Origin of the sequence: uncultured Rummeliibacillus sp., from assembly GCF_934216135.1 — a bacterium.
GTDB lineage: Bacteria > Bacillota > Bacilli > Bacillales_A > Planococcaceae > Rummeliibacillus.
Map to the genome: position 1 here is coordinate 149,351 of NZ_CAKQBI010000001.1, position 18,137 is coordinate 167,487.

Genomic DNA, 18,137 nt, shown 5'->3' on the forward strand with positions numbered 1-18,137 from the left:
AGGTGTTACTAATGGAAACTACACTTGATGTGGAAAGTGTAAAAGTAATTATATTTCAATTAGGGGATAAAGAATATGCGATTCCTGTTAGTCAAGTTCAAGGAATCGAAAAAACGATGCATATTACGCGAGTACCGAAGACACCAAGATATGTTAAGGGCGTTATCAACTTACGAGGAGTCGTTACGCCAATTATTGACCTTCGGGATCGTTTTAATGTGAAATCATCAGTGGAAGATGACAATACACGCATTATCATTATTACACTGGATGATATGGAAGTAGGATTTATCGTAGATGCTGCGAACGATGTAATGGATATTCCGACATCTTCTATTGAACCTCAACCTGAAGTAGTGGGATCTTATGAAGAAGAATTTATATCAGGTGTTGCGAAAGTAGAAAAAAGACTGCTCATTTTATTAAATTTAGAAAAAGTTCTAAATACCTTAAAATAAGGATTGGTAAAGCAAATGCCATTTTATAATAGGATTACGTCTTTACATTTAGATGTTTTAAAGGAAATCGGCAATATAGGGGCTGCACATGCTGCTACAGCCCTTTCTGGATTGCTAAATACGAAAATTGACATGCGAGTTCCAAAAGTACAAATGGTGTCATTTGATGAGATGATGGAATTTGCTGGAGGGGCAGAAAGTGTAGTAGCAGGAATTTATCTACGAATTGAAGGAGATGCCAAGGGGGGAATGTTTTTTATTCTTCCTGTAGAGCAAGCAAATCATTTTATTCGTAAATTGACCCATGATGATTTATTTGATTTTAAAAAGGAAAATGTTTCAGAATTGGGTTTATCAGCTATGCAGGAGCTTGGAAACATATTATCAGGTTCTTATTTATCTGCATTATCAGATTTTACGGGACTAAAAATTTATCCGACTCCACCTGCTTTAGCTGTTGATATGTTTGGAGCAATTATTAGTTTTGGACTTGTTGAAGTTTCGCAAATTGGTGATCATGTAATAGTAATTGATACGACAATCTATGAAGAACATATGGGCGACTTAGAAACGGTAAGAGGGCATTTTTTCTTACTCCCAGATCCAGATTCATTTGAAACCATTTTTAAAGCTTTAGGTGTCTCTTAAAATGCTAATAAGTGATACTCAAGTAGTAAAAGTAGGAATTGCCCAAATGGCTATTGCAATATCACCAAATTCAATTAGAACTTCAGGTTTAGGATCATGTGTAGGTGTCGTTATTTATGATGAATCAAAGAAAATGGCTGGTTTAGTTCATGTTATGCTTCCAGAGTCAAAATTAGGTCGTGGAGATTCGATAAATGAAGCAAAGTTTGCCGATACAGGAATACCTGCTATGGTGAATCAACTGAAACAAAAAGGGGCCCAATTATATAAATTGAAAGCAAAAATTGCTGGAGGGGCCCAAATGTTCCAATTTGCCTCTAATAGTGACTCTATGCGAATTGGGCCTAGAAATGTGGAAGCAGTTAAACAACAATTAAAAAGTCTATCAATACCAATCGTTTCAGAGGATGTTGGTGGAAGTAGTGGTAGAACAATAGAGTTTGACACTACGACTTCTATTTTACATATACGTACAGTAAACCAAGGAGTGAAAGAAATCTAATGGTAGGCTCATATTTATACAATTGTTGGGCAGCAGTTATTGCTTTTACAATCTATTTTTTTATGACGTTCCAATCATTAAATACACCAACAAGTATTATTGTTAAATCGTTTGTTGTTGCGATTGTTGTATTTTTTGTAACATATTTGGTTCGATTTATCATTGCATTTGTTATGAAGAATCCTTCAGAAGAATTGGAGCAAGAACAAGGAACCGATGAAAATGAGAATGCGCAATCTAAAAGTGATACTGCTGAGGAAATAGAGAAAGAAAAAACTGCTGAGAAAATTACTGAAGATCAAGCGGAAAAATTAGCGAATTCTGTCAAAACAATGTTGGGAAATGACGAATAATTTCGAAAGGGAGCTGAATTTAGCTCCCTTTATTAATAGTGATTTGATATAATTAATTTGAATTAGAAAATACAACGAGGAGGTCTCGATGATGCAACCAACTTCAAAAGAAGAACAACAGCTTTGGCAAAGATGGGTAGCTGAACGTGATCCTCGTGCGGGAGATTTGTTAATAAAAAAATATACGCCACTCGTCTCTTATCACGTTCAACGCATTAGTACAGGTTTACCCAAAAATGTATCTAGAGATGAATTGACAAGCCTTGGCATGATGGGATTATTTGATGCACTTAACAAATTTGATCTATCGAGAGATCTAAAGTTTGATACATATGCTTCTTTTCGTGTTCGAGGCGCAATAATCGATGGACTTCGAAAGGAAGATTGGCTACCTCGCTCTGCTAGAGAAAAAGCCAAAAAATTAGAATCGCAAATTGAAATGTTAGAACAACAATTACAACGTCATGTTACACCAGAAGAAGTTGCAAAGGCATTAGACGTAGATACAGATGATATTTATCAAACTATGCAAGAACATTTTATGTCTAACGTTCTATCAATGGATGAATATTCTTCGGAACAAGATGATTCAGAGGGAAAATCTTTTGTCATCAGAGACGATCAAATTCGGACGCCAGAACAGGAAGTTGTACAAGCTGAATTATTAGAAGATTTAGTTGAATGTATAAAAGATTTAAACGAAAAAGAACAGCAGGTGCTAAGTTTATTTTATACAGAGGAGTTAACGTTAACTGAAATTGGAGAACTATTAAATTTGTCTACATCTCGAATTTCTCAAATCCATTCAAAGGCACTTTTTAAATTAAGAAATCTATTGTCAGCAGAAATGGAGAATGTATAGTTTTAACGTGAGCATCCATATAACCGTGTAAGCTAGTAAAGCACTTTGAAAGCAGTAAAGTCCGAAGTCGATTTCACAGGAGGCAAATTTATGAGCTTAAAAGGTGTGGAATTGCAAATAGCCTTACCAAAAACTTTTGAGGCAGGAAAATTAGCAGAACAACAACAACAAAATGTGAATGCCGGTCAGGAATTCGCTAATAATGCGTTACAAAAACAACTAGAGAAAAACAGAACAACTGTTTTGAAATCTGATAAATCTGCTCAAATAAGCGAAGAAGATCCCTCAAATAAAAAAGAAAATGACAATCAGCATGAACATAAGAAAGAACAGAAATCTTCTCCGCTTGAGCAGGCACAACACCCTTTTAAAGGACATTTTGTCGATTTTAGCGGATAGGAGTTATCATGGTAGCAACGATATTATTATTTTTATTTATAGGACAAGTATTAAGCTTTTATTTCATCATTTTATTGTATACTAAACTATCTAAATTGAAGGATGTAGAAAAAAGTCAATCTAGATTGAAAGACGAAATGGACAATGCTATAGGGGTTTATTTAGCAGAAATGCGTGATGAAAATGACCGCTTAATTAAAGAACTAACAATGATGAATAAAAAATACGAAAAAGAAGAAAATGTAAACGATGGTAAAGAACATAAAGACTATATAAAAACAACTTTTAATATGCCTCGAAATATGGTAGCTAAAGCTTATCAAAATAGTCCTAATTCAACGGTAGCAGCTACTACTACAGAAAATGAACCTGCTGCTGATAAAGAGAAAACAAATTCCACTACAGCATCATTGACAGTAGAACAGCAAATTCAAGAATTATATCGTAATGGTAAAGATATTGAAGAAATTGCTAAATTAATGCAAAAAGGAAAGACTGAAATTGAATTATTATTAAAATTTCAGCATTAAAGTAGTTGCAGAGGACAAGGCGTTGTGATATATTATCAAATGGTGTTACATTACACACGTATTCTGATGCAAGGAGAAGGTGCTCTTAGTTGAGTTGCTCCTACAGATGACGAATGCGGAGGACAAAAAACCATATCAGGAGGAAATACAAATGTCAGTAATTTCAATGAAACAATTACTAGAAGCTGGTGTACATTTCGGTCACCAAACTCGCCGTTGGAACCCAAAAATGAAAAAATACATTTTTGTTGAACGTAACGGTATCTACATTATCGATTTACAAAAAACAGTTAAAAAATTAGAAGAAGCTTACGACTTCATGCGTCAAGTTGGCGAAGATGGTGGTAAAGTTCTTTTCGTTGGTACTAAAAAACAAGCTCAAGAAGCTATTCAAGAAGAAGCAGAACGCTCAGGTAACTACTTCATCAACCAACGTTGGTTAGGTGGTACTCTTACAAACTTCGGTACAATTCAAAAACGTGTTGCACGTATGAAAGAAATCGAAAAAATGGAAGAAGACGGAACTTTTGAAGTTCTACCTAAAAAAGAAGTTGTTCAACTTAAAAAACAACACGAACGTCTTGTTAAATTCTTAGGCGGTATCCGTGACATGCATGATCTACCAGACGTAATGTTTGTTGTAGACCCTCGCAAAGAACGTATTGCAGTAGCAGAAGCTCGCAAACTTAACATTCCATTAGTAGCAATGGTTGATACAAACTGTGACCCAGATGAAATCGACTACGTTATTCCATCAAATGACGATGCTATTCGTGCTGTAAAATTAATAACTTCTAAAATGGCAGATGCTTTAATCGAATCTAAACAAGGTGAAGAAGAAGCAACAGTTCCAGCTGAAGAGGTTGCAGCTGAGTAATTTCTGATTAGAAACAGGTGATAAGCGGCTAAACCCTCTTATCACCTTTTTTTGAGAATAATTAATTTCATATAGTATTTAAAGGAGGAACTATCAATGGCAGTAACTGCAAAAATGGTTAAAGAATTACGTGAAAAAACTGGTGCTGGTATGATGGATTGTAAAAAAGCATTAGTAAAAACTGATGGAGATATGGAAGCAGCAGTAGATTTCCTACGTGAAAAAGGTTTAGCTGCAGCTGGTAAAAAAGCTGACCGTATCGCAGCAGAAGGTACAACATTCATCGAAGTGAAAGGTAATGACGCAGTACTTTTAGAAGTAAATGCTGAAACTGACTTCGTTGCTAAAAACGAAGGTTTCCAAACTTTAGTTAAAGAATTAGCAGATCACCTATTAGCTTCAAAACCAGCTACATTAGAAGAAGCTTTAGAATCTAAAATGGACAATGGTGCGAAAGTTTCTGAACATATTTCTTCAGCAATCGCAACAATTGGTGAAAAAATCACTCTTCGTCGTTTTACTGTAGCTTCAAAAACTGATGCTGATGCATTTGGTTCTTACCTTCACATGGGTGGACGTATTGGTGTACTAGCTGTAGTTGAAGGTACTACTGATGAAGAAGTTGCTAAAGATGTTGCAATGCACATCGCAGCTTTAAACCCTAAATATATCGCTCACGATCAAGTTTCTGAAGAAGAAGTTGCTCACGAACGTAAAGTTTTAACTGAACAAGCATTAAACGAAGGCAAACCAGAAAACATTGTTGCTAAAATGGTTGAAGGTCGTCTACGTAAATACTTCGAAGAAATTTGTGTTCTTGACCAAGCATTTGTTAAAAACCCAGATCAAAAAGTTGGCGACTATGTTAAAGCAGCAGGCGCTAAACTTACTTCATTCGTACGTTATGAAGTAGGCGAAGGTATTGAAAAACGTGAAGATAACTTTGCTGAAGAAGTTATGAGCCAAGTTAAAGGTAAATAATAGAGATTTATTGAATATTTATATATAAAATGTAGGGAGCACAACTTTTCGTGTTCCCTCTTTTTAAAGAAAAAAGCATGATGGAGGTTCCAATGAGTATGCCACAGTACAAAAGAGTAGTCATTAAGCTGAGTGGAGAAGCACTTGCTGGAGAAGAAGGCTTTGGCTTATCACCTAAAATTGTAAAATCAGTAGCAGAACAAGTTAAAGAAGTTGTTGACCTAGGAGTTGAAGTAGCGCTAGTTGTCGGCGGTGGTAACATTTGGAGAGGTAAAATTGGTGCTGAAATGGGTATGGAACGCGCTAACGCGGACTATATGGGCATGTTAGCAACAGTGATGAATGCATTAGCTCTTCAAGATTCACTTGAAAATTTAGGTGTACCAACTCGTGTTCAATCATCAATCGTTATGACACAAGTTGCTGAACCTTATATTCGAAGAAAAGCAGTACGTCATCTTGAGAAAAAACGTGTTGTAATCTTCGCAGCTGGTACAGGTAACCCATACTTCTCTACAGATACAACAGCAGCTTTACGTGCAGCTGAAATCAATGCAGATGTCATATTAATGGCTAAAAATAACGTAGATGGCGTATACTCTGCAGACCCTAAAACTAATGCAGATGCAGTAAAATATGATAATCTAACATACTTAGAAGTAATTCAACAAGGATTACAGGTTATGGATTCAACAGCATCCACATTATGTATGGATAATGATATTCCATTAATCGTATTCTCAATTACAGAAAACGGTAATATTAAACGCGCCGTATTAGGCGAAACTATCGGAACAGTAGTTAGGAGGAATTCATAATGTCACAAGAAATTATGAAAAAAGCTGAAGAAAAAATGACGAAAGCAATTCAAGCATTTACTCGCGCATTAGCATCTATTCGTGCTGGCCGAGCAAATGCATCATTACTAGATCATGTTAGTGTCGATTACTATGGCGCACCAACACCAATCAATCAATTGGCTGGTATCTCTATTCCAGAAGCTCGTCTTTTAGTAATCCAACCATACGACAAAACAATTTTAGGCGATATTGAAAAAGCATTACTTAAATCAGATATCGGTATTACACCAACAAATGATGGTAATGTTATTCGCTTAACTATTCCTGCACTAACTGAAGAACGTCGTAAAGAACTTGTTAAGCAAGTGAAAAAAGAAGCAGAAGAAGCAAAAGTTGTTGTACGTAATGTACGTCGCGATACTAATGATGAATATAAAAAATTAGAAAAAGCTGGCGAAATTACAGAAGACGATTTACGTGGATTTTCAGATGATATCCAAAAACTAACTGACGCTAATATTGTTAAACTTGATCAAATTGCAAAAGAAAAAGAAAACGAAATTATGTCTGTTTAATTTTTAGATAGTACATTGAAAAGACTTTCTGTATAGAAAGTTGTCCGATTATTCGACTACTAAAGGTAAAATGTCTTGGTGAAAGAGTTGATTGGACCATACTATTTAAAGCCTGAAATTAATTGCGATTAGTCGTAATTATTTTTTAGAACCTTGTGTTTTGTAAGACGTCCTATAACTACAGGGACGTCTTTTTTATTAAGAATAAGGAAAAAAGTTCTTCTTTTTGATATGATATTAGGGAGTATATGTTCCGATTTGTTAGTTAGTGGAGGATTCTAAATGTTAGATAAACTCGGATGGAGAAAATCAGATAAACTAGACCAATCAGTGCAAAAACAAATTGAAAAAATTGGTAAACAACAAGTGCCCAACCATATTGCAATTATTATGGATGGTAACGGACGTTGGGCAAAGCAACGTGCCCTTCCGCGATTTGTCGGTCATAGGGAAGGTATGCATAATATCCGCCGAATTACAATTGCTGCAAATGCAATTGGGATAAAGGCCATTACACTTTATGCTTTTTCGACAGAGAATTGGAAGCGACCATCTACTGAGGTAGAATTTTTGATGCGTTTACCGGAAGAGTTTTTGGCAGACTTTTTACCAGAGCTGATGGAATTGAATATTCGTGTCGAAATGATTGGTGAAATGGATGGCTTACCTCAAAGTACAAGCCGTGCAGTTCAAAATGCAATTGAAAAGACCAAAGATAATTCAGGAATGGTGTTGAATTTTGCCTTTAATTACGGAAGTCGCCGAGAGATGGTACTTGCTGTGCAACAGATTGCTGAAATGGTTCAAGATGGATTGCTAGAACCGACTGCAATAACAGAAGAAACAATTTCAGAAAAACTAATGACTTCAAAAATTGGAGACCCAGATTTGCTTATCCGCACAAGTGGCGAATTTCGATTAAGTAATTTCTTATTATGGCAGCTTGCTTATACAGAGTTTTGGTTTACGAATGTACACTGGCCAGAGTTTAAAGCTGAACAATTATATGAGGCAGTAATCGATTATCAAAAGCGCAATCGCCGATTTGGGGGATTGAAAGGAGAATAAGAAAGAGTGAAACAGCGTATCATTACGGCAGTTATTGCCGCTGCACTGTTTATTCCATTCGTTATCTATGGACAATTACCATTTACCATTTTGATATATGCAATGGCAGCAGTAGGGTTATTTGAAGTGTTGAAAATGAGAGGGATTTCGTTATTTTCGGTGCCAGGAATCATTTCATTATTATCATTATTTATAATATTAATGCCGAATAGTTGGTCAGAACAGATTCAGGATATTACGAAATATTCTAGAATTGAGTATCTATTTATATGTGCAATATTATTGCTTATATATACTGTTTTAGTGAAAAATAAATTTACATTTGATGATGTAGGTTTCTTATTAGCAAGTGCTCTATATGTAGGGATTGGTTTTCACTTCTTTATCGCTACAAGAGAGGAAGGCTTAGCGTATGTTGTATACGCTTTAGTGATAGTATGGACAACCGATTCAGGAGCATATTTCATTGGTCGAAAACTAGGGAGAAATAAATTGTGGCCCGAAATTTCACCTAAAAAGACGATTGAAGGATTTGTTGGAGGAATTGTAGTTGCATTAATCTCAGCAATTATATTCCAATGGATTGCGAATTTGGATATATCATGGAGTGCTTTAATTGTAGTATCAATTGTGGCTTCAATATTTGGACAATTAGGCGATTTAGTAGAATCAGCTATTAAACGTCATTATGGTGTAAAAGATTCTGGAAAAATACTTCCAGGTCATGGTGGGATATTAGATCGTTTTGATAGTCTATTATTTGTATTACCATTACTTTACTTTTTGCACTTTATTGGATAAGGGAGATCTTTTAAATGAAATTAATTAGCTTACTTGGAGCAACAGGCTCTATTGGCTTACAAACATTAGATATTGTTAGAGACCACTCAGATGAGTTTGCAATCGTAGCATTTGCAGCTGGTAAAAATATCGAAAGAACAAAGGAAATTATTCGAGAATTTAAACCTAAGTTAGTATCTGTGCAATTAGAAGAAGATGCACATAATCTATCTAAAGAGTTCCCACAAATCGATTTTACTTTTGGTTCTAAGGGATTAGTGGATGTAGCTACTTTTAGCGAGTCAAATGTTTTGTTAAATGCAGTTCTAGGAAGTATTGGTCTTGAAGCAACATTAGCAGCGATTCGTAAAAAGAAAGCTATTGCCATTGCAAATAAAGAAACTCTTGTGACTGCTGGACATTTAGTCATAAGTGAAGCAAAAAAATACGGAGCACCGATTTTACCAGTTGATAGTGAACATTCAGCTCTTTGGCAATCAATGCAAGGTGAAAATCGTAAATCCATATCTCGTTTAATCTTAACTGCTTCAGGTGGTAGTTTCCGCGACAAAACACGTGAGGATTTAAAAAATGTCACCATTAAAGAAGCATTAAATCATCCAAACTGGTCTATGGGTGCTAAAATTACCATTGACTCTGCAACTTTGATGAATAAAGGGTTAGAAGTCATTGAGGCAGCAGTATTATATGATATGCCTTATGATAAAATAGATGTTTTAATCCATAGAGAAAGCATTATTCACTCTATGGTTGAATATCATGATACAAGTATAATGGCTCAACTAGGAACGCCGGATATGCGTACACCTATTCAATATGCACTTAGCTATCCTGAAAGATTACCACGATCTACTGCGGAAAGATTAGATTTAGCAAAAATAGGCCAATTACATTTTGAACATGTAGATTTAAAACGTTTCCGTTGTTTAGATTTTGCTTATCATGCAGGAAGAATGGGTGGTACAATTTTAACGGTGATGAATGCAGCAAATGAAGCTGCAGTCGGTGCTTTTTTGCAAGAAAAAATTAAATTCCTTGAAATTGAGGACATTATCGAAAAAATGATGAACGATCACGTCAATATTCAGCACCCAGATTTAGAAACTATTTTGCATGTTGATAAAGAAACGAGAAAAACAGTCCAAAGCATGCTAAAATAGCAGTAGTGTCATTTTATAATGCTTGAGAAGGTGGGGTTACATGCAATCTATCATTGCATTTATCGTAGTATTCGGTTCCATCGTATTTTTCCATGAACTAGGTCACTTCATCTTTGCAAAACGTTCAGGTATATTAGTGAGAGAATTTGCTATTGGTATGGGTCCTAAAATATTAGGGATTAACAAAGGCGAAACACTATATACGATACGTTTATTGCCATTGGGAGGCTATGTTCGCATGGCAGGAGACGATGCTGATGTGGTTGAGCTTCAACCCGGGTATCGAATCGGAATGTTGTTAAACAATCAAAACGAAGTTACAAAAATTGTTTTAAATCAAAATAAGCAATTACCTGATATGCTTTTTTTAGAAGTAGAAAAGGCAGACCTTCAGAAAGATTTATGGATTGAAGGATATGACGAGGATGAAAAACTTGTCCGTTACAGCATAGCTCGCAATGCAGTTATTGAAGAGAATGGTAGTGAATTAATAATTGCGCCATATGACAGACAGTTTAATTCGAAATCTGTTGGAAAACGCGCAATGACTATTTTTGCAGGTCCATTATTTAACTTTATCCTTTCAATCATTGTGTTTATCGTCATAGCTTTCATGACTGGAGTACCAACATATGAACCGGTTATTGCGGGAGTTGTAAAAGATAGTCCTGCATCAACTGCTGGATTAGCAAAAGGCGATTTAGTAACTGCAATCAATGGTAAATCGATTGAAACATGGCAGGAACTATCAGATGCTATTCAAAAAAATCCTGAAAAAGAGTTAACACTGAACATTAACCGAGATGGTGATAGTGATACTGTAAAAGTAACGCCAACAAAGAAGAAAATTGATGGACAAACTATAGGACAAATTGGTGTTCAATATCAAAGTCCCGTTGAAAAAAGTCCATTGAAGGCTATCTCATTTGGTTTTACCGAAACATATAATTGGATTATTAAAATCTTTACAATTCTTGGTGCTTTAATCACTGGCGGATTTACAATTGATGCATTATCTGGTCCTGTTGGTATTTATAAGGCAACTGAAGAAGTTGCAAAATACGGTGTGATCAATATTATGAATTGGGCGGCAGTATTAAGTATTAACTTAGGAATAATGAATCTATTACCATTACCAGCATTGGATGGTGGTCGATTATTATTCTTTGGATTCGAGGCTGTTCGTGGTAAACCAGTTGATCGCCAAAAAGAAGGAATGGTTCATTTTGTTGGAATTGTCCTTTTAATGCTTCTCATGATTGCAGTAACATGGAATGATATCCAACGTTTCTTCTTTTAATCTAAAAAATTTAATATAGCTCAAAGTGAGGTTTTTATAATGAAACAAAGCAAAACATTTATCCCTACTTTGCGCGAAGTACCTGCTGATGCAGACGTTAAGTCTCATCAGCTCTTATTACGTGCAGGTTTTATCCGTCAAAATACAAGTGGTGTATATTCATACTTACCTCTAGGTATAAAAGTGTTACAAAAAATAGAACAAATTGTTCGTGAAGAAATGGATGCAGCTGGAGCTGTTGAATTACTAATGCCATCATTGCAACAAGCAGAATTATGGCAAGAATCTGGCCGATGGGAAGCCTATGGTCCAGAGTTAATGCGATTATCTGATCGCCATGACCGTCAATTTGCGCTTGGTCCAACACACGAAGAAGTTATTACATCATTAGTACGTGATGAGATTAAATCTTATAAAAAATTACCATTAACTTTATATCAAATTCAAACTAAATTCCGAGATGAAAAACGTCCTCGTTTTGGATTGTTACGTGGTCGTGAATTTGTGATGAAAGATGCTTATTCTTTCCATGCGAGTGTAGAAAGCTTAGATGAAACATACCAAGCTATGGTAAAAGCATATAATAACATCTTTACTCGTCTTGGCTTAAAATTCCGTGCAGTTATTGCAGATTCTGGTTCAATTGGTGGTACTGATACACATGAATTTATGGTGTTATCAGAAATTGGTGAAGATACAATTGCGTATTCTGATGAAACAGACTATGCAGCTAATATCGAAATGGCTGAAGTAAACGTAGATTATACTCATTCAGGTGAAGAAATGAAAGCACTTGAAAAGGTAGCTACACCAGATCAAAAATCAATTGACGAAATTACTGATTTCCTAAATGTGAAAGCTGAACAATGCATTAAAACATTAGTATTTAATGTTGATGATGAATTAGTTGTTGTGCTTGCACGTGGTGATCATGAAATCAATGATATTAAACTAAAACATGCACTAAATGCAGAATCTGTTGAATTAGCTGAAGATGATGCTATTTTCAAATTACTAAATAGCCATGTAGGCTCACTTGGTCCAGTGAAACTACCAGTTAATGTGAAAGTAATAGCTGACAATGCTATTAAATCAATTCGCAATGGTGTATGCGGTGCAAACGAAGATGGTTATCATTATGTAAATGTTAACCCTGGAAGAGACTTTGCTATTGACCGATATGAAGATTTAAGATTTGTACAAGTTGGTGATCCAACTCCAGACGGCAAAGGAACGATTAAATTTGCAGAAGGTATTGAAGTTGGACATGTCTTCAAATTAGGCACTAAATATAGTGAATCTATGAAAGCAACTTACTTAGATGAAAATGGTCGTGCAAAACCATTTATCATGGGATGTTATGGAATTGGTGTTTCTCGTGTAATGGCAGCAGTTGCAGAGCAATTCCAAGATAGCTACGGATTTGCTTGGCCAAAACAAATAGCACCATATGATATTCATTTAATCTCTGTCAATGAAAAAGACGAAGCTCAAAAAGGCTTAACAGAAGATTTATACAAACTACTACAATCATATCGCTATGAAGTTTTATATGATGATCGTAAAGAACGTGCAGGCGTTAAATTTGCAGATGCCGATTTAATCGGTTTACCAGTTCGAGTAACAGTTGGTAAAAAAGCTTCTGAAGGAATTGTTGAAGTGAAATTCCGACAAACAGGAGAAACTTTTGAATGGGCGAAAGAAGAACTAGTTGATCGTTTAAATAACTTTTTTCACGCTGAATAATATTTGCGATTAAAACAAGTTCTTTTAGAGGAGAAAGTACATTTGTGCTTTCTTTTCTTTATTTAAAAAAGTAAAAGAAGAAGCTTGTTAAAATAGAAAATTTAAGAAAGTAGGTGGAAAGATGGCAAACGAACAAGATTCAAAACTAAAATTTCAGCTTTTATTACAACAAATCAACATGACTGAAGATGTATATATGCCCTTTTTTACAGATGCTGAAATGACACGCATGACTGTACACAAAAAGGATCGTGTTTGGCGCTTTTCATTGAAATTACAAAATATATTACCTTTTAGAGTATTTCAAGATTTTCAAATGAGGTTAGATGCGGCATTTTCACGAATTGCAAGTGTATTTGTTGATATAGAAACTATTCAACAAGACATATCTGAACAGCTAATCTCTGATTATTGGCTCAAGATTGTTGAGGATATTGAAGAAATGTCCCCACCATTAAGAGAAGAGTTAGCAAAACAATTCCCACAATGGAACGGTCAAAAACTAATGCTGAATTGTCAACAAGATTTTCAAATGAGGACATTGAAGACGAAATATGCTGAAGTTATTTCAAATGCTTATAAACAATTTGGTTTTCCGTATATGGCTGTTGACTTTCAATTAAAAGAAATAACAGAAGACTTAGCTGCCCAACAACAAGCATTCCTCGAACAACGCCGAAAAGAAGAAGCTGAATTTGCACAGCAAGCAGTAATGGATATGCAAAAACGAGAACAGGAAAAACAAGAGCATACAGATTTAGATGAAATAGCAAATCGTCCATTCCAATTGGGGATTCCTATCAAACCAGATGAAGCCTTGATGGAAATTCATCAAATCCAAGATGAAGAACGTCGTGTTGTCATTGAAGGGTTTGTATTTGATGCTGAAGTGAAAGAGTTAAGAAGTGGACGTTCATTATTAACGCTCAAATTAACTGACTACACGGACTCTATTTTAGTCAAAATGTTTTCTCGAGATAAAGAAGATGCAGCACTTATGCAAATGGCTAAAAAGGGTATGTGGGTAAAAGTACGTGGTTCTGTTCAAAATGATACTTTTGTACGCGATCTTATCGTAATGGCACAAGATATAATGGAGATTAAACCAACAGTCAAACTGGACAAAGCTCCTGATGATGAAAAACGTGTGGAGCTACATCTACATTCACCAATGAGTCAAATGGATGCTGTATCATCTGTCGATTCTCTTGTAGGTCAAGCGGCTAAATGGGGACACCCAGCAATAGCCATTACCGATCATGCTGCCGTCCAATCCTTCCCAGATGCATATAATGCAGGCAAAAAACATGGGATAAAAATTATTTATGGTGTAGAAGCAAACTTGGTTAACGATGGAGTGCCAATTGCTTATGATGATCAACATCGATTACTTGAAGAAGATACATTTGTCGTATTCGACGTGGAAACAACAGGATTATCAGCAGCATATGATACGATTATTGAACTTGCAGCAGTAAAGATTAAGAACGGAGAAGTTATTGATACATTTGAAAGTTTTGCTAATCCGCATCATCCACTCTCTGCAACTACAATAGAATTAACGAGCATAACGGATGATATGGTCAAAGATGCTCCAGAAGTAGTCGATATGATTGCGAAATTCCATGATTTTATTGGCGATAGTATTGTTGTAGCGCATAACGCAACGTTTGATATTGGTTTCTTATATGAGGCATATAAAAAAGCAGGAATAGATAGTTTTCATCATCCTGTTATTGATACACTTGAACTTGCCCGTTTTTTACATCCGGAGATGAAAAATCACCGTTTAAATACTTTATGTAAAAAGTTCAATATTGATTTAACTCAACATCACCGTGCCATTTATGATACTGAAGCGACAGGTTATCTATTATTGCATTTATTAAAAGAAGCCGATGAACACGATATAAAATATCATGATGATTTTAATAAGCATATAGGTGGAGGAGATGCTTATAAAAGAGCTCGTCCAACACACTGTACTATTTTAGCTATTGATAATGATGGTTTAAAGAACTTGTTTAAGTTAGTAAGTGAATCACATGTATCAACTTTTTACAGAGTACCTCGGATTAAACGTTCCTCTTTACAAAAATATCGACAAGGATTATTAGTGGGAACAGCTTGTGATAAAGGTGAGTTTTTCACGGCAGTTATGCAAAAGTCGATGGATGAAGCAATGGAAGTTGCTAAATTCTATGATTATTTAGAAGTACATCCAAAAGACGTTTATGCACCATTAATTGAGGCTGAGTTGATCAGAGATGAATGGAATTTAGAAGATATCATTCGAAAAATCGTGAAAATCGGAAAGAAATTGGACAAACCAGTTGTTGCAACAGGAAATGTACACTATTTAAGTGAAAATGATGCGATATTCCGCAAGATCCTACTACGTTCACAAGGTGGGGCTAATCCATTAAATCGCTACGAACTACCAAAAGTTCACTTAAGAACAACAGACGAAATGCTCCAAGATTTTGCGTTTTTAGGTGATGATATAGCGAAAGAAATCGTTGTTACTAATACACAAAAAATAGCCAACATGATTGGTGACGTGGTACCAGTAAAAGACAAATTATATACACCTCGTATTCAAGGGGCAGAAGAAACTGTTCGTGAAATGAGTTATAATATGGCTCATCAAATTTACGGACCTAATCTTCCAGAAATTGTAGAAGCGCGTCTTGAAAAAGAACTAGGATCAATTATTGGACATGGTTTCTCAGTTATTTATTTAATCGCACATAAGCTTGTAAAAAAATCGTTAAGTGATGGTTATTTGGTAGGTTCGCGTGGTTCTGTAGGTTCGTCGCTTGTTGCCACAATGATGGAAATCACAGAAGTAAACGCATTACCGCCACATTATATTTGTCCAAATTGCCAACATGTTGAATTCTTTAATGATGGTTCTGTAGGTTCAGGATTTGACTTACCTAACAAAGATTGTCCTGAATGTGGTGCACATTACAAAAAAGATGGACATGATATTCCGTTCGAAACATTCCTAGGGTTCAAAGGGGATAAAGTTCCTGATATCGACTTAAACTTTAGTGGTAGTTATCAACCTCGTGCACATAACTACACGAAAGTTTTGTTCGGAGAGGATTATGCATATCGTGCCGGAACTATAGGTACAGTTGCAGAGAAAACCGCCTATGGCTATGTAAAAGGATATGCTGCAGATCATAATATGAATCTTCGTGGTGCAGAGGTGGATCGACTTGTACAAGGTTGTACAGGCGTAAAACGAACTACTGGTCAGCATCCAGGTGGTATTATCGTTGTACCAGATTATATGGATATTTACGATTTTTCACCATTCCAATACCCAGCAGATGCACAAGATGCCGAGTGGCGAACAACACACTTCGATTTCCACTCTATTCATGATAATGTTTTAAAACTTGATATTCTTGGACATGATGACCCGACAGTAATTCGTATGCTTCTAGATTTAACAGGTATTGATCCTAAAACAATTCCAACAGACGATCCAGAAGTGATGAAAATTTTCACTGGTCCTGAATCTCTAGGAGTTACAGCTGAACAAATTAATTGTAAAACAGGTACTCTTGGAATACCTGAGTTTGGTACAAGATTTGTACGTCAAATGTTAGAAGAAACTAAACCATCCACTTTCTCAGAATTAGTTCAAATTTCAGGCTTATCACATGGTACGGATGTTTGGTTAGGAAATGCAAGTGAGTTAATCGAAAATGGAACTTGTGTTTTATCTGAAGTTATCGGTTGTCGTGATGATATTATGGTTTATTTAATCTATCAAGGACTTGAACCATCTTTAGCGTTTAAAATTATGGAACATGTTCGTAAAGGGAAAGGGCTAACAGAAGAAATGGAAGCAGCCATGAGAAAAGAAAGCGTTCCAGAATGGTATATTGAGTCATGTAAAAAGATAAAATATATGTTCCCGAAAGCCCATGCTGCTGCCTATGTATTAATGGCTGTTCGTATCGCATACTTTAAAGTACATTTCCCGATTGTATATTATTGTGCTTATTTTACTGTACGTGCTGATGATTTTGATTTAATAGCTATGGTCAATGGTCCACAAATGATTCGTGCGCATATTGAAGAAATTGAAGCGAAAGGTTTAGAAGCATCAACAAAAGAAAAAAGTTTGTTGACTGTTTTAGAGTTAGCGCTTGAAATGTGCGAACGTGGAATGTCATTCCAAAAGGTAGATTTGTATCGTTCTAAAGCAACTGAATTTGTAATTGATGGTCAGAGCTTAATACCACCATTTAACTCAATACCAGGTTTAGGAAATAACGTAGCATATTCGATTGTAAAAGCTAGAGAAGAAGGAGAATTCCTTTCTAAAGAAGATTTACAAATTCGAGGCCGCGTTTCAAAATCATTGATAGAGTATATGGATAAATTAGGTTGTTTAGAAGGAATGCCAGATGCTAACCAGCTATCCCTTTTCTAGGGTTAGTTGCATTTGCTACTCGATTGTGTTATTATTTAGTCAATTATTTGTTGATAGTACGACAGCAAAAGAGTGGGATTTCCCGCTCTTTTCTGTTGTTATGACAACTTAGTAAGGCAGGAGGATTGTATGAGCAAAGTTACAACTGAAGTAGAACAACTCGTAACACCAATTGTAGAAAGCTTGAATCTTGAGTTAGTTGAAGTAGAATTTGTCAAAGAAGGTCGTGATTGGTTTCTACGCGTTTATGTGGATACTCCTGAAGGAAGCATTGACATTGAACAATGCGCACAAGTAAGTGAATTATTAAGTGTTAAATTGGATGAAGTTGATCCAATTGAACAAAATTATTTTCTTGAAGTCTCCTCTCCAGGAGCAGAACGTCCACTTAAAAAAGATGAAGATTTTGAAAAGTCAATCGGTCAATTTGTGCATATTAAATCATATGAAGCCATTAATGGCATGAAAGAATTTGAAGGGTATTTAAAATCGTATACAGACCAAGGCGCTGAGCTAGCTGTACAGATTAAAACAAGAAAAATTACAGTTCTAATACCGAAAGATAAAATTGCAAAAGCTCGCTTAGCAATCGATTTTTCAGCAGAACGTTAACTTTAGGAG

The 18,137-nt window shown here is 35.6% G+C and carries 18 protein-coding genes; all 18 read left to right on the plus strand.

The features are described from left to right. Window positions 1-11 precede the first annotated feature (11 nt). The 18 genes from Q0977_RS00750 (at window position 12) to rimP (ending at window position 18,128) form a co-directional block, all read left to right on the plus strand. A complete protein-coding gene (locus Q0977_RS00750) occupies window positions 12-458 on the plus strand; it encodes a chemotaxis protein CheW (RefSeq protein ID WP_119414306.1) in 447 nt (148 codons plus the stop codon). A gap of 15 nt (window positions 459-473) precedes the next feature. Continuing rightward, on the plus strand, window positions 474-1,106 hold the full coding sequence (locus tag Q0977_RS00755) for a chemotaxis protein CheC (protein ID WP_119414307.1): 633 nt from the start codon (window positions 474-476) through the stop codon (window positions 1,104-1,106). A gap of 1 nt (window position 1,107) precedes the next feature. Next, window positions 1,108-1,608 (plus strand): chemotaxis protein CheD, encoded by a 501-nt coding sequence (locus Q0977_RS00760; RefSeq protein WP_119414308.1) that lies wholly within the window; start codon window positions 1,108-1,110, stop codon window positions 1,606-1,608. Beyond that, window positions 1,608-1,961 (plus strand): hypothetical protein, encoded by a 354-nt coding sequence (locus Q0977_RS00765; protein WP_299509656.1) that lies wholly within the window; start codon window positions 1,608-1,610, stop codon window positions 1,959-1,961. The genes Q0977_RS00760 and Q0977_RS00765 overlap by 1 nt, the downstream gene beginning before the upstream one ends. Window positions 1,962-2,049: 88 nt before the next feature. Next, entirely contained in the window at window positions 2,050-2,823 is a 774-nt protein-coding gene (locus tag Q0977_RS00770) for a FliA/WhiG family RNA polymerase sigma factor (protein ID WP_299509659.1), read from the plus strand. A gap of 90 nt (window positions 2,824-2,913) precedes the next feature. Next, a complete protein-coding gene (locus Q0977_RS00775; protein ID WP_119414311.1) occupies window positions 2,914-3,222 on the plus strand; it encodes a hypothetical protein in 309 nt (102 codons plus the stop codon). Between the two features lie 8 nt (window positions 3,223-3,230). After that, complete coding sequence (locus Q0977_RS00780) at window positions 3,231-3,752, plus strand: hypothetical protein (protein WP_119414312.1); 522 nt, start codon at window positions 3,231-3,233, stop codon at window positions 3,750-3,752. A 151-nt stretch (window positions 3,753-3,903) separates the two neighbouring features. Next, window positions 3,904-4,629, plus strand: coding sequence for a 30S ribosomal protein S2 (rpsB, locus tag Q0977_RS00785; protein ID WP_119414313.1), 726 nt, complete (start codon window positions 3,904-3,906; stop codon window positions 4,627-4,629). 96 nt (window positions 4,630-4,725) lie between these two features. Then, the gene (gene tsf / locus Q0977_RS00790) at window positions 4,726-5,610 is read left to right on the plus strand and encodes a translation elongation factor Ts (protein ID WP_119414314.1); all 885 of its coding nucleotides are present in this window, start codon (window positions 4,726-4,728) and stop codon (window positions 5,608-5,610) included. 92 nt (window positions 5,611-5,702) lie between these two features. Continuing rightward, window positions 5,703-6,428, plus strand: coding sequence for a UMP kinase (gene pyrH / locus Q0977_RS00795; RefSeq protein ID WP_119414315.1), 726 nt, complete (start codon window positions 5,703-5,705; stop codon window positions 6,426-6,428). Further along, a complete protein-coding gene (frr, locus tag Q0977_RS00800; protein ID WP_119414316.1) occupies window positions 6,428-6,985 on the plus strand; it encodes a ribosome recycling factor in 558 nt (185 codons plus the stop codon). Before pyrH ends, frr begins: the two co-directional genes overlap by 1 nt. A 282-nt stretch (window positions 6,986-7,267) precedes the next feature. Then, on the plus strand, window positions 7,268-8,053 hold the full coding sequence (locus tag Q0977_RS00805; RefSeq protein ID WP_119414317.1) for an isoprenyl transferase: 786 nt from the start codon (window positions 7,268-7,270) through the stop codon (window positions 8,051-8,053). A 6-nt stretch (window positions 8,054-8,059) separates the two neighbouring features. After that, window positions 8,060-8,854 carry a phosphatidate cytidylyltransferase gene (locus Q0977_RS00810; RefSeq protein ID WP_299509670.1) on the plus strand — a complete coding sequence of 265 codons (795 nt, stop codon included), beginning with the start codon at window positions 8,060-8,062 and terminating at the stop codon, window positions 8,852-8,854. Between the two features lie 14 nt (window positions 8,855-8,868). Continuing rightward, window positions 8,869-10,014, plus strand: a complete 1,146-nt coding sequence (dxr, locus tag Q0977_RS00815) for a 1-deoxy-D-xylulose-5-phosphate reductoisomerase (protein ID WP_299509673.1) — start codon at window positions 8,869-8,871, stop codon at window positions 10,012-10,014. Between the two features lie 40 nt (window positions 10,015-10,054). After that, entirely contained in the window at window positions 10,055-11,314 is a 1,260-nt protein-coding gene (gene rseP / locus Q0977_RS00820; RefSeq protein WP_119414320.1) for an RIP metalloprotease RseP, read from the plus strand. A 39-nt stretch (window positions 11,315-11,353) separates the two neighbouring features. Continuing rightward, complete coding sequence (locus Q0977_RS00825; RefSeq protein WP_119414321.1) at window positions 11,354-13,060, plus strand: proline--tRNA ligase; 1,707 nt, start codon at window positions 11,354-11,356, stop codon at window positions 13,058-13,060. Between the two features lie 121 nt (window positions 13,061-13,181). Next, window positions 13,182-17,516: a PolC-type DNA polymerase III gene (locus Q0977_RS00830; RefSeq protein WP_119414322.1), complete on the plus strand. Its 4,335-nt coding sequence runs from the start codon at window positions 13,182-13,184 to the stop codon at window positions 17,514-17,516. A 129-nt stretch (window positions 17,517-17,645) separates the two neighbouring features. Next, window positions 17,646-18,128: a ribosome maturation factor RimP gene (rimP, locus tag Q0977_RS00835; RefSeq protein WP_299509678.1), complete on the plus strand. Its 483-nt coding sequence runs from the start codon at window positions 17,646-17,648 to the stop codon at window positions 18,126-18,128. The last annotated feature ends 9 nt before the right edge of the window (window positions 18,129-18,137 follow it).

Coding starts and splice junctions, on each gene's coding strand:
- pyrH (WP_119414315.1), top strand. CDS start 5,703: ATGAGTATGCCACAGTACAAAAGAGTAGTCATTAAGCTGAGTGGAGAA.
- Q0977_RS00805 (WP_119414317.1), top strand. CDS start 7,268: ATGTTAGATAAACTCGGATGGAGAAAATCAGATAAACTAGACCAATCA.
- rseP (WP_119414320.1), top strand. CDS start 10,055: ATGCAATCTATCATTGCATTTATCGTAGTATTCGGTTCCATCGTATTT.
- Q0977_RS00770 (WP_299509659.1), top strand. CDS start 2,050: ATGATGCAACCAACTTCAAAAGAAGAACAACAGCTTTGGCAAAGATGG.
- Q0977_RS00830 (WP_119414322.1), top strand. CDS start 13,182: ATGGCAAACGAACAAGATTCAAAACTAAAATTTCAGCTTTTATTACAA.
- Q0977_RS00760 (WP_119414308.1), top strand. CDS start 1,108: ATGCTAATAAGTGATACTCAAGTAGTAAAAGTAGGAATTGCCCAAATG.
- Q0977_RS00750 (WP_119414306.1), top strand. CDS start 12: ATGGAAACTACACTTGATGTGGAAAGTGTAAAAGTAATTATATTTCAA.
- Q0977_RS00765 (WP_299509656.1), top strand. CDS start 1,608: ATGGTAGGCTCATATTTATACAATTGTTGGGCAGCAGTTATTGCTTTT.
- tsf (WP_119414314.1), top strand. CDS start 4,726: ATGGCAGTAACTGCAAAAATGGTTAAAGAATTACGTGAAAAAACTGGT.
- Q0977_RS00825 (WP_119414321.1), top strand. CDS start 11,354: ATGAAACAAAGCAAAACATTTATCCCTACTTTGCGCGAAGTACCTGCT.
- rimP (WP_299509678.1), top strand. CDS start 17,646: ATGAGCAAAGTTACAACTGAAGTAGAACAACTCGTAACACCAATTGTA.
- Q0977_RS00755 (WP_119414307.1), top strand. CDS start 474: ATGCCATTTTATAATAGGATTACGTCTTTACATTTAGATGTTTTAAAG.
- frr (WP_119414316.1), top strand. CDS start 6,428: ATGTCACAAGAAATTATGAAAAAAGCTGAAGAAAAAATGACGAAAGCA.
- Q0977_RS00780 (WP_119414312.1), top strand. CDS start 3,231: ATGGTAGCAACGATATTATTATTTTTATTTATAGGACAAGTATTAAGC.
- Q0977_RS00775 (WP_119414311.1), top strand. CDS start 2,914: ATGAGCTTAAAAGGTGTGGAATTGCAAATAGCCTTACCAAAAACTTTT.
- rpsB (WP_119414313.1), top strand. CDS start 3,904: ATGTCAGTAATTTCAATGAAACAATTACTAGAAGCTGGTGTACATTTC.
- dxr (WP_299509673.1), top strand. CDS start 8,869: ATGAAATTAATTAGCTTACTTGGAGCAACAGGCTCTATTGGCTTACAA.